This window comes from Paenibacillus sp. RC67 (assembly GCF_030020805.1).
Lineage (GTDB): Bacteria > Bacillota > Bacilli > Paenibacillales > NBRC-103111 > Paenibacillus_S.
The window spans coordinates 1,660,607-1,675,294 of sequence record NZ_CP125098.1; the positions used below are offsets into that span (position 1 = coordinate 1,660,607).

Genomic DNA, 14,688 nt, shown 5'->3' on the forward strand with positions numbered 1-14,688 from the left:
TTGTATTGAACCCACTCGGTATCACTTAAATCTCTCTCTTTTTTGTTGTTCTCTTTTGGAGTTATCTATAATAAAGTGCGTGCGATGAGCCTCAGCTAACAGACGCAAGCATCTTATTTTTTTGAAGAAATAGAATAAATTTCCTTGATAACCAAAGTGTTAGCGCTTACAATAGGAAAAAGTTAGCGAGAGCATGTTCATAATTTACAAAATAGGGTACAGCCGAATGAAGCACATAGATTCACGTAAGTTCTAAAGTTGAGAATATGATCTGGTTGAATTTGGAAAGGGGTTGTGTTCCGTGTCACGCTAATTAGGTATTTGGTGCCAAGCCAGTATCGCAAGCACGATGTGCAGAATGGATCTTATAGGTCCTCAGACGGAAAGAAGAAGATAAAAAGTATTATTTTTTGAATGTACTTGTGTCGTATTATACCCCTTAAAAATAAAGCGCTTGCAATAATAATAGTCTTACTAATTGCAAATATTACCAGTAAAGAAAAGCATAGTTTATGATAGAAAACCATTGGAACCATGCTAATCTTGTCCTCATTTTCATTAAAGATCAAAATTAGTTTAATTATTTAAATTGTGTGCCCCTATGACATGATTCATAATAACATCTAATATTTTATGGAATCAATCAGACTATTTTGTGATAATATAACAATATTAAACTGTTAGGGGGAGTGGTAGAATTGAATCCTAGCCGGAACATATGGAATACACCGTCAGAAGTAGACGTACATTTGCCTCTCTATATAGCGTCCATAGGGGGTTGGAGGAATCAGCCGGAAGTCAATCGAAGGAACGGTGTGCCTACTTTTCAGTGGATTCAATGCCTCAATGGACAAGGGGTTCTTAAAATGGACGATAAGGAAATAACCGTGTCCGAAGGACAAGGCATGCTGTTGTTTCCTACGGTACCTCATCATTATTATGCCATTGAGTCTCCGTGGACTGTGCAGTGGATTGAGTTCCAAGGCAGACTAGCAAAAGAAATATTGCGAACGCTTCATTTTCACGAGTCCACTGTACTCGATATTGCCAACCCGGACCAAATTCTGAACCGAATCCAAGAGATGCTTGCCTTGTTTAATGCCAAAAGGGCCCCATTGAGCCATGATTGCTCACAATCCGTGTATGCACTATTGTTGGACTTGCATCGCTGCTCCGCAAATTTCTCCAGCAACGATACCAATGACGAGTACTATGAGATGATTCAGCCGGCCTTGGCTTATATCGATCAGTATTACAGCCAAACCATTACATTGCAGGACTTGGCAGATCAGTTGGGCGTATCCACTCCCTATACATGTGTGCTTTTTCAGCAAACGCTAGGAACACGTCCGATAGAGTATCTTAACCGTATTCGTATTCAAAAAGCGAAAGAGCTGCTGGCTAAGGGGAATCATGAGGTTAAGAGCATTGCGGAGATGGTGGGATTCGACCATCCAAGCTATTTTATAAAAATCTTTAAGCGGAGCGAAGGGTTAACTCCGACCGCTTTTCGTAAGATATATCAAGTTAAATAATTGAATTACATAGAGTCGAAAAATGACGAATCTCGTTGTATAAAAACGACAGGTTGTTGTTGTGATTGTAGAAAATTGTCGATTAAGACTGTGCTGAAAGGAAGGATCAGATTCTTTCAGCACAGTCAGCAACGGATTATGCCGGTTCCGAGACATTCTTTTTACGAAGAGAAAACGATAGTACCGCAATGGCCAAGGCGGCAGTTATGATGCAGCTAGCAATCCATGGATGGTAAAAAACCGTAGATGTAGTATTAACAACAATGCCTCCCGCACTTGCACCTATGGCTATACCTAAATGAAGTATCGAAGTATTCAATCCGAGAACCAGATTGGACGATTGAGGAGCCTGTTGAATAAAATAGGTCTGAATGGCTGGAACCATCATCGACATTGCGATCATCCAAACGATGATTAGGAGGATTCCGACCATTAACGAAGAATGAAATATAGGAAGCAGTGCCAGAGAAGCAGCTAGAACCGTCAAACAGATTGAAATCATTCGAACGGTACCCCAATGATCAACTCCGAATCCTCCGATCCGAGAACCAATTACGCCCGCAATACCTAGCGCAAACATCATGAGGCTAATAGACGATACCTGCATATGAAGAATGTCCAATAAAAATGGGGTTAAATAAGTATTCATAAGCGAGCAGCTTGTAGTCATAAACAAGGAGAGAATCAGCCCACTTACAATAACCGGATTACCAAATACATTGAACTGCTGTCGAAAAGGGATCGGGATGTCCCCGGCAATCTGCGGAAGTAACCGGGCCATTCCAAGCAGAACTAATAAGCTGACTACCGCAAGAACGGCAAAGATCGCCTGCCAGCTCCACCATTCAGCAATCATAACGCCTATAGGAACTCCCAGTACCATGGCGCTGCTTATACCGAGCGCTATCATACCGATGGCGCTGCCTGTTTTTTCAGGGGGAACCAGCTTGGCAATCGAGCTAAATGCAACGACGGTATACACGCCTGCACTTAGTCCCAGAATAATTCTTGAACTAATTAAGAAAGCATAATCGGAGCTTGCAAAAGAAATCAGGGAACCTATGATAAATACACCTAATGAGCTTATCAATACCGTTTTACGTTTAATGAGGGAAGTTACTGCTACTACAACAGGAGTTCCAACAGCAAAAGCAAGAGAAAAAATAGTGATTAATTGCCCGGCCAAAGCTATAGAAATGTTGAGATCCCTGGCAATGGCAGGCAATATCCCGACGACGATTAATTCTGCGGTACCTGTAACGAAAGCCCCTAAAGCAAGAAGATAAATATATAAACGATTCATTTGTTATCATTCCTTTCTACGGATCTCTCCTTAAAGCGAACGGGTGCAGCAGGATGGCTAGCTCATGCCTGATCAGCCGTTTAACTTCTATGTTGATCCCTTGATTGACATTATAAGGAGGTCAGTATAATAATGAAAGAAGGCAAAGTATTTGGATATTGTCCTGATAAATGGACTAACTAACTAATTGTAAGTGAGGTGCTCTTCGGATGGAACCTTTACAAGATAACGAACCTGCTGGCTCCAACATATGCGAGGTGCTTCGGATTCTTGGTGCCAAATGGGCCTTTCTAATCATTGCGGAGCTGCATAAAGGTCCAAGAAGATTTAAACAATTGCAAAGAGATGTAGCTATCGTTAAAACCCAGTCACTGACGGATACGCTGCGCCATTTGGAACAAACCGGGGTCGTACGACGTGAAGTTTTCCCTACTGTGCCGGTGACTGTGGAGTATTCTCTAACAGAAAAGGGGATTGACTTCCGGGCAGCCTTAAAGGAGATGGATAAATGGGTGGTGAAATGGGGTAACCAACAGCCATAATAAAACCAGCCGCTCTTCAAGAGAGTCGGCTGGCTGCTTGGGACGGTGCTTGCGCTATAGTTGCAAGGGCCTTTTTTGTGTGGTCTTAGCTCGCATAGTTTACATTTTCAATGAAATGGGTAGAACGAACAAAATTTGTCTAGGATATGGAGAGCGATTCAAAAAAAGCCTCCAGACGGCTTTCCTAGGGAAAGGTGTCTACAGGCTTTTTTGATTTGAGCTTATAAAGTAATATGCTCTCCAGGATGCATAACAGTTCCTTGAATTCCGCGGCTTTTCAGCATTTCCACGAAGTTGGCCCCGTCCTGTTGAATCAGCTCGAAGGTATTGTAGTGCACAGGAACGACCTGCTTGGCCTGCAGCCACTCGGCTGCTACAGCAGCATCCTCTGGTCCCATGGTGAACAGGTCCCCGATCGGAAGGAATGCCAAGTCAATGGAATTGCGCTCTCCGATCAGCTTCATATCCAGGAACAGGTTCGTATCTCCTGCATGCAATATCGTGTGGCCGTTCCAGCGAATAATAAAGCCGGCTGGCATTCCAGCATAAATGATTTCCTGCTTATTGTGATCAATGATACCGGAGCTATGGAAGGCTTGGACCATTTGCAGTTCTGCAAAGCCTAGCGATAGGCGGCCTCCGATATTCATATCTCTAGCTTTCACGCCCTGCCAGCTCAGATAGGTAGCAAGCTCATGGATGGCGATCAATGTAGCGTCGTTTGCTTTGGCAATTTCTACAGCATTCTGAATATGATCGGCGTGAGCATGAGTGAGCAATACATGCTGAACACGAATCGATTCCGGCTTGACGATAGCCGAAGGGTTATCGGTGAGGAACGGATCGATGATAAGGGAATGCTCTCCGTCAGACAGCTGAACGCAGGAATGGCCATGATATTCCACTTTTAACATAACGGCACCTCTTGGTTATTATTTTGATCTTATGTTTTATTATAATAGACCCATGAACAGCATTCAAACAGGGGGGCCGACTCCTTCAACATCAGCCTGCATGCCATCGCCTCCTACCGAATCCCGATAAGCGCCTGGAGTCATGCCGACCTGCTGCTTGAAGACGAGGGCAAAGTGTTTAGGGCTCTGGTAGCCGGACAGCCGAGCTACGTTGTATACCTTCAAATGAGTGCGGGACAATAAATACTTGGCCCTTTCCATCCGGACGTCGGTAATATAATCGGATAAATTTTGGCCGGTTTCACCTTTGAACAGATGGCTGAGGTAGGCAGGGTGCAGATCAATGAAGTCGGCGATCATCTTGAGGCTCAGATCGTCCTCGGGATGAGCGGTAATGTATTCCTTTACGGTTCGAATGGTAAAGTTATGATTTCCTTTAAAGACAGAGGCGGCCGGATCCTCATTTCCGTCTTCCTTAGAATCCATGCCGTGCATTTTATTAAGCTTACCGAGAATTTTCTCCAATGCCGTCAAAAAGGCCCGCCGATTGATCGGCTTCAGTAAATAGTCGGTTACCTCACAGCGAATCGCTTGCTGGGCATAATGAAAGTCCTGATAGCCGCTGATGATCATGATAGGGAGCTCCGCATAGCGCTTGCGGACTTCTTGTATAAAAGAGAGTCCATCCATCTCGCGCATGCGAATATCCGTAATGATCAGATCAGGCATCCCGCTGCCTAAGTAAGCTAACGCTTCTTTACCGTTAACCGCTTCCATTGTGACGGTAAAGTCACTGGATAACTGCTCAATGAGTCGTTTGATCCCTTCACGAATTAACTGCTCATCCTCCACTAGCAGCACTTTGTACATAGTCCTCGCTCCTTTCAATTACTGGAATAGAGACTGTAATAGACACGCCCTGCCCTGGGCTTCCGTCGATAAGCAATCCGTACTGCTCTCCGAACATAAGGACCAATCGTTGATTCATATTACGCAAAGCCAATCCGTTCGTCGATTCCTCCTCTGGACCCGGAGTGGAGATCTTCTGCTGCAGCGCTTCAATCTCATCTTCGGTAAGCCCCTTGCCATTATCCGTCACGGTTAGCAGAAGCTCATCTTCGAAACGCGCCGCGGAGATCCAGATCGTACCTGGTCGGTCAATTCCATCGATACCGTGGTAAATGGCATTTTCTACCAACGGTTGCAGCAGCAGCTTGGGAACGTAGAGAGGAAGCAGCGCTTCATCTACCTGAAAAACGGCATTAAGATGGTCACCGTACCGGAGCTGCTGAATGCTCACATACGAAGCGATGGAGGCGATTTCATCCTCCAACAAAACGAGCCGACTATATGTACCGATAGAATGACGGAGAAGCTGACCAAGCGATGACACCATATCGGAGATCTCAAATGCTTCTCTTCGAATGGCCATCATATTAATGGATTCCAAGGTATTGTATAAAAAATGGGGATTCATCTGTGTCAGCAGGACGGATAGCTGTGCTTCCTTTTCCTTCAACCTGACGACATATACCTCATTTACAAGGCGATCGATTTCCTCCGACATCCGGTTAAAGCCGCTGCTAAGCTGCCCAATCTCGTCCTGAGAATGAATCGTCATTTGCTGCTTCAGCTTCCCCTTCTCGACCAAATGCATTTTCTCCTTCATCTCAATGAGCGGGCGGCTCAGCTTATAGGAGAACCATATAGCGGCACCGCATGCAGCAGCCAAACAGACAATCAGAGTAAGCAGCGTAAATCGTCGGAATTGCTCAGTCTCTTGATGGAGCGATGATACCGGGATAAAGCTGATGACTTTCAAACCGGAAAAAGAAGAGCGATCAACGATTGTCAAAAAGGAGGCCCCCGGTATACGGCTGCTAACAATCCCATTTTCATTAGGCAGACCCGATTGCAGCAGAAGGGACTTGGTCTGGTCATTCAAATGCTCGTTATTTTGTTCATAGAACAGCTCGTTGTTCTCGTTAAGCACCATCAGATTGCCGATTTGGGCAAATCGGTAATTTTCCGAAATATTTTGGAACACGTCCAGTCTAAAGTCGATTTTCACCAAGCCCTTGACCTGCTTTGAGCCCGGTTCCCGAATTAATCGTGCAGCGGCAATATAAGGCCCTGATTTGGAATCCTCCAATAGGTAGTCCGGTCGATGCTGAGGGATGAGCACCCATTCTCCGTTGCCTTGCTGAACTTTATCATACCAAGGCTCGTGATCCCAACGAATGGAGGGTCGGACCAGATAAGGATCCATACTGGAAAAGAGACTCCCGTTATTGCATATGATTTGAACGCCTCTTATTTCGGAGTAGTAGGAGGTTGTGCCGGCGATAGCGTGAAACATTTGACTGCGCTCTTCAAGAGTAGGTGCTGCTGGAGAGAGCTGCGGGTCGCTGTATTTATCCAGGATATTGCGGACCTCGGTATTGTATAAGGGAAGAAGCGATAAATTTTGCATCTGCTCCTTGAGTGTTTGATCCATACTTCGGTTAATTTGGCTTAAAATTTGAACCGTATAGTCAACGGTCTTGCGTTCCACGGATGAGGAAAAGTCTATGTAGGTAATAATTCCTTGGGCTATGAGCGGGATGGCTATCAATAAAATGAACATAAGTACAATTTTTTTTCTTAACGTCATCGACATAGGCAGCAGTCCTTTTTTGTACTGTAACTCGCAGAGGCGCGATCCGCCGCTGTTGAATTTCTATTTTATCATAAAAGGTTTCGCGGAAAGGCTCCTACCTTAACATTTAGTACCTTTCCTTAAGGATAGAGGGTTTCTATCCATAATGGATTTCCCTATAATGATGGAAACCGAAGCAATGAAGGAAGATGGATATGAAAATAAGGATGAGTACTAGAGCTACCGCCGTTATTCTTATCACGGTCCTTCTAGCAGTTGGCTGCAATAACAATAAATTTGCTTTGCAGGGAGGCTCTGAAACGCCACCTAAGACGAAGACGGAGCTGACTTTTTATTATCCGATCGATGTCGGAGGCCCGGTGACGGCAACCCTGGAAGGCATGGTGGAGCAGTTCATGAAGGAGTATCCGGATATTCGCGTAAAGCCTATTTACATGGGCAACTACAACGATGCAACAATCAAAACGCAAGCATCCGTATTAGGAAACAATCCGCCGGATGTAGCCGTGCTTCCTTCCACGCAGCTATTCACCTTGCTTGATATGAATGCCATAGTTTCATTGGATCCGTTTATAGCCAAAGAGGGCGGAACCGCATACTTGTCGGATTTCTATGAGCCTTTCCTCGTGAATTCCCAGACGGGAGGCCATACCTACAGCATTCCCTTTCAACGCAGCACTGTGCTGCTGTACTATAACGCAGATGCATTTCGTGAAGCGGGACTTGATCCCTCTAAGCCTCCGGAGACATGGGACGACTTGAGACGTGTCGCCAAGCAACTGACCACCGATAAGCGGTGGGGGATTGAAATACCTTCCTCGGGAAGCACGAACTCTACGTGGATGTTTCAAATGCTTGCTTTGCAGAACGGGGGTATGCTGATGTCTCCCGACGGTAAGCAGGTATATTTCGATACTCCCGAAAATGCGGGTGCACTGGAGTATTGGCTTCGTCTTTCCAGAGAACAGCATGTGATGCCGATACATCCGCTTAATTGGGCAGCAGTTCCAGCCGATTTTTTAAGCGGCAAAACAGCTATGATGTACTATACTTCCGGGAATTTGACCAACATGAGAAAGACGGCCTCATTTCCTTTTCACGTTGCCTTCCCACCGAAGAGCAGGCGTTTCGCCACTCCAACCGGAGGCGGCAACTTCTATATATTCAAAGGAACGAGCGAAGAGCGGCATAAGGCGTCATGGATCTTTGTACGCTGGATGACGGAGCCAGAGAGGGTAGCTCAATGGAGCATGGACACCGGCTATGTTGCCGTTCGCAAATCCGCTTATGATACGGACAGGATGAAAAGTTACACACAGCAATATCCCGCCGCGCTCGTCGCAAGAGATCAGCTCGTCTATGCAGACGAGGAGCTGTCTACACACAATAACGAAAAAGTGATAAGAGTGCTGGAAGAGGCGATTCAGGAGGCTTTATCTGGCAGAAAGTCCCCAGCCGAAGCCCTTAAGCAAGCCCAAAACGAAGCGGATAAGGAGCTGCAGCCATTCCAATAGAGTACTCGCACGGCGATTTAGGGTAATAAGAAGGATGACAGGAGGCTGAATCGATGGAATATGATTATTTAATACGCGTTATTATTGCCGGCATTTGCGGAGCATTCATAGGATACGAACGCAAAAACCGAATGAAAGAAGCGGGAATTCGAACTCATTTCGTTGTTGCAATCGGAGCATCTCTCATGATGTGCATCTCCAAGTATGGCTTTCAGGATCAGATAGGATGGGAGAACCTCGTGGTTGACCCTTCCCGTATCGCTGCGCAAATCGTTAGCGGAGTAGGCTTCCTTGGAGCAGGTATGATCTTTATGCATAAGCATACGGTTAAAGGATTGACGACCGCAGCAGGCATTTGGGCAACAGCAGGTATTGGCATGGCGATTGGTTCGGGTATGTACTTAATGGGAGCCGGGGCGACAATTATTATTATTTTGGCGCAAATCATTTTGCATCGCCGATTCAATTGGTTGGCTTCGCCGAAGACGGAGCAGGTCACCATGCAAATTTCGAACATACCCGGATGTATGGAAGGCATTCAGCAAATGCTGAAGCAAAAAAATATTACAGTGTTGAGTCTACAGGTTGAAGAGCATTCGGACGATATGATTCACTTGGTCATGCTGGTGCGACTTCCAGGCGCTTATGGCGTTGAAGATTTCCTTACGTTCATACAAGAAAACCGGATCGTCAAATCGATCGAAATTCATTAGATTAACTCAAAGAGACCGTCCCTGCTATCCTAATAGGGACGGTCTCTTGTTATACATGCATTATTTAGCTGCTGCATGCAGCTCCTGCCAGTATTGGCATAGGGTTGCGATACCCTTATCGAAATTTTCCAGATGGAAATGCTCGTTAGGCCCGTGCATGTTCTCTCCAGGGAGTCCGAAATCCATCATGACGACAGGAGCGCTCAGTACTCGCGCGAATACTTCCACGATTGGTATGGAGCCGCCGCTGCGAATATAAACCGGGGCTGTGCCGAATCCAGATTCATATGCCCGTGCAGCCGCTTGGATATAGGGATGCTCCGGTGAAATATAGAACGGTTTACCGCGGTGAGTTTGCTGAACCTTCACCGTCACGCCTGCCGGTTTGTGCTTTTGGATGTGAGCTTCGATCCGTTTCATAACCTCGTCAGGCTCTTGGTTATCGACCAGTCTGCAGGAAATTTTGGCTCCAGCCGTTGAGGGAACGATAGGCTTGAGTCCTTCGCCCTGGTATCCTCCGTAGATGCCGTTAATTTCGAGCGTTGGGCGGGCTGTTGTCCTCTCAAGGAACGAGAAGCCTTCTTCACCAGTCAGCTCGGGAACTGCCAAATCTTTGGCTTGCTTAGCGTCATCGAAATGAAGCGCTCGGAATGCGGCGCGTTCGGTTTCGGATAATTCATTGACTCCGTCATAAAAGCCCTCGATCGTAATATGTCCATTATCTGAACGCATAGAGGAGAGCAGTTGGACTAGTGCAATCGTTGGATTCGCAACACCACCGCCGTACAAGCCGGAGTGCAGGTCGTTCTTCGGCCCTTGGATGTCGAGCTGAAAGCCGCATAGTCCTCTTAGTCCGTAGCAAATCGAAGGAATACCTTCGTCGTGCATAGGCCCGTCAGAGATAACGATGGCATCGGCCTTCAAGCGTTCGGCTTGATTCTCCAGAAAGGCTGGAAGGCTTGGGCTAGCAATTTCTTCTTCCCCTTCGATGCAGAACTTCACATTGACAGGAAGCTTCCCGCTAGTTTGTAGAAAGGCCTCAACCGTTTTAACGTGAGTGTAGAGCTGCGCCTTATCATCTGTTGCGCCACGGCCATACAGCTTATTGTCACGAATAACGGGCTCAAACGGAGGGGTATTCCATTGATCTAAAGGATCGGCAGGCTGTACGTCATAATGACCGTAGATCAGAGCGGTTGGCTGACCGGGTGCATGAAGCCAATCCCCATAAACAACAGGATGCCCTGCGGTAGCTAGCACCTCCACATTTTCCAAACCAGCTTTGCGAAGCGCCTCGGCCAACCATTCGGCGGCTCTTGTCATATCAGGCTTATGCTCCGTACTCGCACTAATGCTTGGAATGCGGACAAATTCCATCACTTCCTCCAAATGGCGGTCCCGATGCTCTGTCAAATAAGCTTGCAATGCAGATTCCATAAACGATTCACCTCAAAAATTAATAGTTTGGGTTCTTCTGATTGTGTATGTAGTCGTTCCTCTTTCGAAACTTTAACAGAGGTTGATTTCAATATATCATAGTTTCTCGTTGAGACCGAATAATGAGGATGGATGTAAGGTGATAGAGCAGGGAAAAACCGGGTTTACGGAACTTGTCAGATCCGTTATGCTGATCATGAATGCATGGTTATCTTAAGTCTTCAGCAATATTCTGATTACAATCGAAATAAATCGATAAAAGAGGAAGTGAGCTCAATTGAACTTATCAGGTCATCAGGAGTCTTGTAAACCGGAATCATCAGCCGCAGCAGCTATAGCTGCATCTATTCAATCGTTGGATGCTCCGGCCCAGGGGCAAACCATTCTCTCGCTGCCGACAGTACCTTCGGGGTTTGAGATCCGGATCATAAGCTCAAGCAGAGAAGATGTCATCCCTAAAGATGCACAAATTTTTCCGGTCATTGGGCAGGATACCGTCGTGATGCTGGTTCTTGGAGTGGTGGAGCAGGCTAATGGAGGTTCAGCGGAGACCGTGCCTCTTCAGCTTATCGTTCCAGGTCTTGCGTCATCCGTTATGCTTTATACTGCATCACTGCAAAGTGTACTAGTTCAAGCAAAGCAGCAGTATGAGGCAGCGGAGCGGAAGTTGGCTCATGCAGGTACGGAGCCGCTGAATGTTCTGAGGGATGCCATACTTGAGGCAGAGAGACTGTGTGCAAACTCGCAAGCAAGCCAAGCTGGGCTTGATTCTGCTCAAGCTAGGCTGCAGCGCTCGATAACAGAACTGTTAGTCAACGAGGGGAATAAAGACTCCCGGCTACAGCTAAATTCCGTCATATTGACAGCGGATACATCGATCCTGAGGTTGGATGGCCGGGCATTCCTAACCCTAAGCGGCATCATGAGTGATGGAAGTGAAGCCGATCTTCGTTATGCGCAGATCCAATACATAGCAAGCAATGCCAGTAGAATCGCTTCGCTTCTGCCGACGCCAACAGGTGCAGAAGTGCGGGCAGGGACAAAGCTCGAGTCAGCAGGAACAGCAACGGTTACGGTGCTTGTCACCATGGATGGAGTGACTAGGACGGCCGATGCCGAGATAACAGTGGAGTTTGCACCGGACCGACCCTTCAACTTTGCGTACCATCAAACGCTGACGATGAAAATGTTCATGGCTAATCGGGAGGGCGAGGTGTTCATCACATTCGAGCAGGCTCTCGAAATCATAAAAAAGGTAGATCGTTTGACAAGAAGCATCCCCAAAATCATCTACTTGGTGGGCTGGCAATTCGAAGGGCATGATACGGGCTATCCGGCGCTCCATGTCGTCAATGAGAAGCTGAAGCGCAAGGAAGATTCGGCTGCGGAAGACAGCCTGAAATGGTTGATGAGCGAAGCGCGCCAATACCATACGACGGTCAGCCTGCATATCAACTTGTTAGATGCCAGTGATACAAGCCCGTTATGGCAGGAATATGTGGACAAGGATATTATTGCGAGGATGGAAGACGGAACCCTGCGCACCTATGTATGGGGATACCCGATTAGTTACACAAGGGAGTGGGAAGAGGGACTAACCCAAAGACGTATCGACCAGCTGCTCCAGCTGCTGCCTGTACAAGATGCTGGGACAATTCATGTCGATGCGTTCCACCAGCATATTCCGCGTCAGCAGATCGATCCGATTAGTCCGTTTCACGGCATTCCAGTCGAGAAGGAAATCGAGACCCAGAAGCAGATCATCCGCTATTTCAGGGAACGAGGGATAGATTTCACCGCTGAATTTGACAAAAGCTATCGCAGCGATCCCTTAATCGGGCTTCAGCCGTTTGCATGGCATGTCCGATTCCAAACGCAGGAGCAGCTGCAGGTGCCTGCCAGTTTGTATGTTGGCGGTGATGGAGGCGATCCCCGTTTCGGATCAAGTATGCTCGGAGAAAGCATTATGAAGCAGGACCCTGCCCAACTTGCAGGTTTCCTTCAAGACTTTGCGTTAAATACACTTCCTTGGTATTTTTTAAACCGTTTAGAGCGGTTGGAAGAGGATTCCGACATCATTCATTTCTCGGAACAGGTCACAAGCTCCAATGGGGACAATTATCGGATCATTAGACAAGAGAATCGTATACTTCGGGATGGGGACGACGTCTTGTTTCCAGCGCTGTGGAACGAAGAAGCTGCCGAATGGATTGCGTACAGTAAGCATGGGTATACGGAGAAGGAATGGCAGCTTCCGGATACCTGGAGCGAACTATCTCAAGCTGTTCTTTATGAAATTAGTCTTGAGGGGCTTGCAGGAGAGCCGATCCATATTCCTGTCGTCAATGGGACAATCAAGCTGACTTTACAAGCAGATCAAGGAGTATCTTTATTTCCGACGGGAACGGAACCCGTAAATCGCTAGATTGTTTGGCAGCCCTGAGTGCAAGAATTGTTAAGTTGCTTTTTTCTGAGCATGTATTGTGTAGAACCGTGCAGTGGAATTGCTTTACAATGTTATTGCATGCAGCAAGTCGGATCCGGCCTTATATGGAAATGAAAAAGGAGCTTCTCGATGACTGAGCAACATAACATGGATGCGAGCAATGCGGGTTTCCGTACAGAAGATGTCCGCATCCCTATTTTCCCAGAATGGACCTGTTCCGTTACCGATTACGGAGCAATAGGCGACGGGATAGTTAAAAATACAGATGCTTTTAATGATGCAGTGGCGGCGTGCGCGGCTGCCGGCGGGGGAACCGTCATCATCCCCAAAGGAATTTGGCTGACAGGACCAATCAGGCTGCAAAGCAGAGTAAGGCTGCAAGCTGAGGAAGGGGCCCTTGTTACTTTTAGCCGTGATTTTGATGATTACCCACTCATTCTGAGCAATTATGAGGGGCTGCAGGCTGTAAGAGCGATGCCTCCTATTTACGGTGAGAACTTAACGGATATTGCCATAACGGGCCAAGGAATTTTCGACGGCTCGGGAGATGCCTGGCGGTGCGTCAAGAAACATAAGATGACCGACCGTCAATGGAGACATATAGTTGCTTCTGGAGGCTTCGTTGATGCCAATAATCTATGGTGGCCGACGCAGGAGGCGAGCGAAGGAAGGCGTGTGACCGAGGCATTGCAGGCTGAAGGCGTGATGGAAATTGCTGCCTATGAGCCTTATAAAGTGTATTTGCGTCCGGTTTTGGTTGGACTGACGGGCTGCAACCGCGTATTGCTGGAGGGGCCGACCTTCCAAAACTCTGGCAGCTGGAACCTGCATCTGCGACTGTGTGAGCATGTGACGATTCGTCATGTCACTGTGCGCAATCCATGGTATTCCGTTAATGGAGACGGACTTGATCTGGAATCATGCCGGTACGCTAACGTCATGGATTCGTCCTTCGATGTTGGTGACGACGCGATTTGTCTTAAATCAGGCAAGAACGAACAAGGACGGCGGACAGGCGTGCCGACCGAATACGTGACGATCCGCAATTGTACAGTGTATCATGGCCACGGCGGTTTTACGGTCGGCAGTGAAATGTCCGGCGGCATCCGGCATGTGAACGTATCGGATTGCACGTTTATTGGTACCGACAATGGACTGCGCTTCAAAAGCACCCGAGGCCGCGGCGGAATGGTTGAAAACATTAAAATATCCAATATTTGGATGAAAGATATTATCAAAGACGCCATAGTTTTCGATATGTATTACGAAATTAAGCAGGAATACGCCGATATGGCTCCGGTGACGGAGGAAACTCCATGCTTCCGGAACATTTCGATAACGGATACGTACTGCTCCGGAGCTGAAAAAGGAATTTTCATCCGTGGACTTCCGGAAATGCTTTTGCAAAATTTGCGTTTCGAAAGAGTGACTGTGGCTGCGGATGAAGGACTGACTTGTATCGATGCGGAAAATTTGGTGTTCCGTGAAGTGAAGGTGGCGGCTAAGCCGGACACAGAATTTATGGAGCGGAACTGCCGAAACATTCGCTTTGAAGACGCTGCAGGCAAAGAGTGCGAAGGACCTCGAGCTTATGGGTTCGAGACATTATCTAAGTAAAAGGAGAT

General features: G+C 47.1%; 11 protein-coding genes. 6 read left to right on the forward strand and 5 right to left on the reverse strand.

Features of this window, described 5'->3' with window-relative positions:
- The first annotated feature begins 698 nt into the window (after nucleotides 1–698).
- Nucleotides 699–1,535 carry an AraC family transcriptional regulator gene (locus tag QMA13_RS07545; protein WP_282940621.1) on the forward strand — a complete coding sequence of 279 codons (837 nt, stop codon included), beginning with the start codon at nucleotides 699–701 and terminating at the stop codon, nucleotides 1,533–1,535.
- Nucleotides 1,536–1,671: 136 nt separating this feature from the next.
- Here the strand turns inward: QMA13_RS07545 and QMA13_RS07550 are convergent, their stop codons facing one another.
- Entirely contained in the window at nucleotides 1,672–2,838 is a 1,167-nt protein-coding gene (locus QMA13_RS07550) for an MFS transporter (protein WP_282940622.1), read from the reverse strand.
- A gap of 209 nt (nucleotides 2,839–3,047) precedes the next feature.
- On the opposite strand from QMA13_RS07550, the gene QMA13_RS07555 reads away from it, so the two are divergent.
- Nucleotides 3,048–3,380, forward strand: coding sequence for a winged helix-turn-helix transcriptional regulator (locus QMA13_RS07555; protein WP_028549431.1), 333 nt, complete (start codon nucleotides 3,048–3,050; stop codon nucleotides 3,378–3,380).
- A 221-nt stretch (nucleotides 3,381–3,601) separates the two neighbouring features.
- On the opposite strand, the gene QMA13_RS07560 is transcribed toward QMA13_RS07555, so the two are convergent.
- The 3 genes from QMA13_RS07560 to QMA13_RS07570 all read right to left on the reverse strand — a co-directional run bounded on the left by QMA13_RS07560 (nucleotide 3,602) and on the right by QMA13_RS07570 (nucleotide 6,947).
- The gene (locus QMA13_RS07560) at nucleotides 3,602–4,294 is read right to left on the reverse strand and encodes a metal-dependent hydrolase (protein ID WP_282940623.1); all 693 of its coding nucleotides are present in this window, start codon (nucleotides 4,292–4,294) and stop codon (nucleotides 3,602–3,604) included.
- A 63-nt stretch (nucleotides 4,295–4,357) separates the two neighbouring features.
- Nucleotides 4,358–5,164 (reverse strand): response regulator transcription factor, encoded by an 807-nt coding sequence (locus tag QMA13_RS07565; protein WP_282940624.1) that lies wholly within the window; start codon nucleotides 5,162–5,164, stop codon nucleotides 4,358–4,360.
- Nucleotides 5,136–6,947 carry a cache domain-containing sensor histidine kinase gene (locus QMA13_RS07570; protein ID WP_282940625.1) on the reverse strand — a complete coding sequence of 604 codons (1,812 nt, stop codon included), beginning with the start codon at nucleotides 6,945–6,947 and terminating at the stop codon, nucleotides 5,136–5,138. Before QMA13_RS07570 ends, QMA13_RS07565 begins: the two co-directional genes overlap by 29 nt.
- A gap of 206 nt (nucleotides 6,948–7,153) precedes the next feature.
- On the opposite strand from QMA13_RS07570, the gene QMA13_RS07575 reads away from it, so the two are divergent.
- Together QMA13_RS07575 and QMA13_RS07580 are read left to right on the forward strand one after the other, a co-directional pair.
- A complete protein-coding gene (locus QMA13_RS07575; protein ID WP_481858211.1) occupies nucleotides 7,154–8,467 on the forward strand; it encodes an ABC transporter substrate-binding protein in 1,314 nt (437 codons plus the stop codon).
- Between the two features lie 53 nt (nucleotides 8,468–8,520).
- The gene (locus QMA13_RS07580) at nucleotides 8,521–9,180 is read left to right on the forward strand and encodes an MgtC/SapB family protein (protein WP_282940627.1); all 660 of its coding nucleotides are present in this window, start codon (nucleotides 8,521–8,523) and stop codon (nucleotides 9,178–9,180) included.
- A 60-nt stretch (nucleotides 9,181–9,240) separates the two neighbouring features.
- Here QMA13_RS07580 and QMA13_RS07585 read toward each other — a convergent pair whose 3' ends face one another.
- Nucleotides 9,241–10,617 (reverse strand): dipeptidase, encoded by a 1,377-nt coding sequence (locus tag QMA13_RS07585; RefSeq protein WP_282940628.1) that lies wholly within the window; start codon nucleotides 10,615–10,617, stop codon nucleotides 9,241–9,243.
- Between the two features lie 277 nt (nucleotides 10,618–10,894).
- Between QMA13_RS07585 and QMA13_RS07590 the strand changes: the two genes are divergently transcribed.
- Nucleotides 10,895–13,042, forward strand: coding sequence for an endo-alpha-N-acetylgalactosaminidase family protein (locus tag QMA13_RS07590; RefSeq protein ID WP_282940629.1), 2,148 nt, complete (start codon nucleotides 10,895–10,897; stop codon nucleotides 13,040–13,042).
- Nucleotides 13,043–13,192: 150 nt separating this feature from the next.
- Nucleotides 13,193–14,680 (forward strand): glycoside hydrolase family 28 protein, encoded by a 1,488-nt coding sequence (locus QMA13_RS07595; protein ID WP_282940630.1) that lies wholly within the window; start codon nucleotides 13,193–13,195, stop codon nucleotides 14,678–14,680.
- Nucleotides 14,681–14,688: the final 8 nt, after the last annotated feature.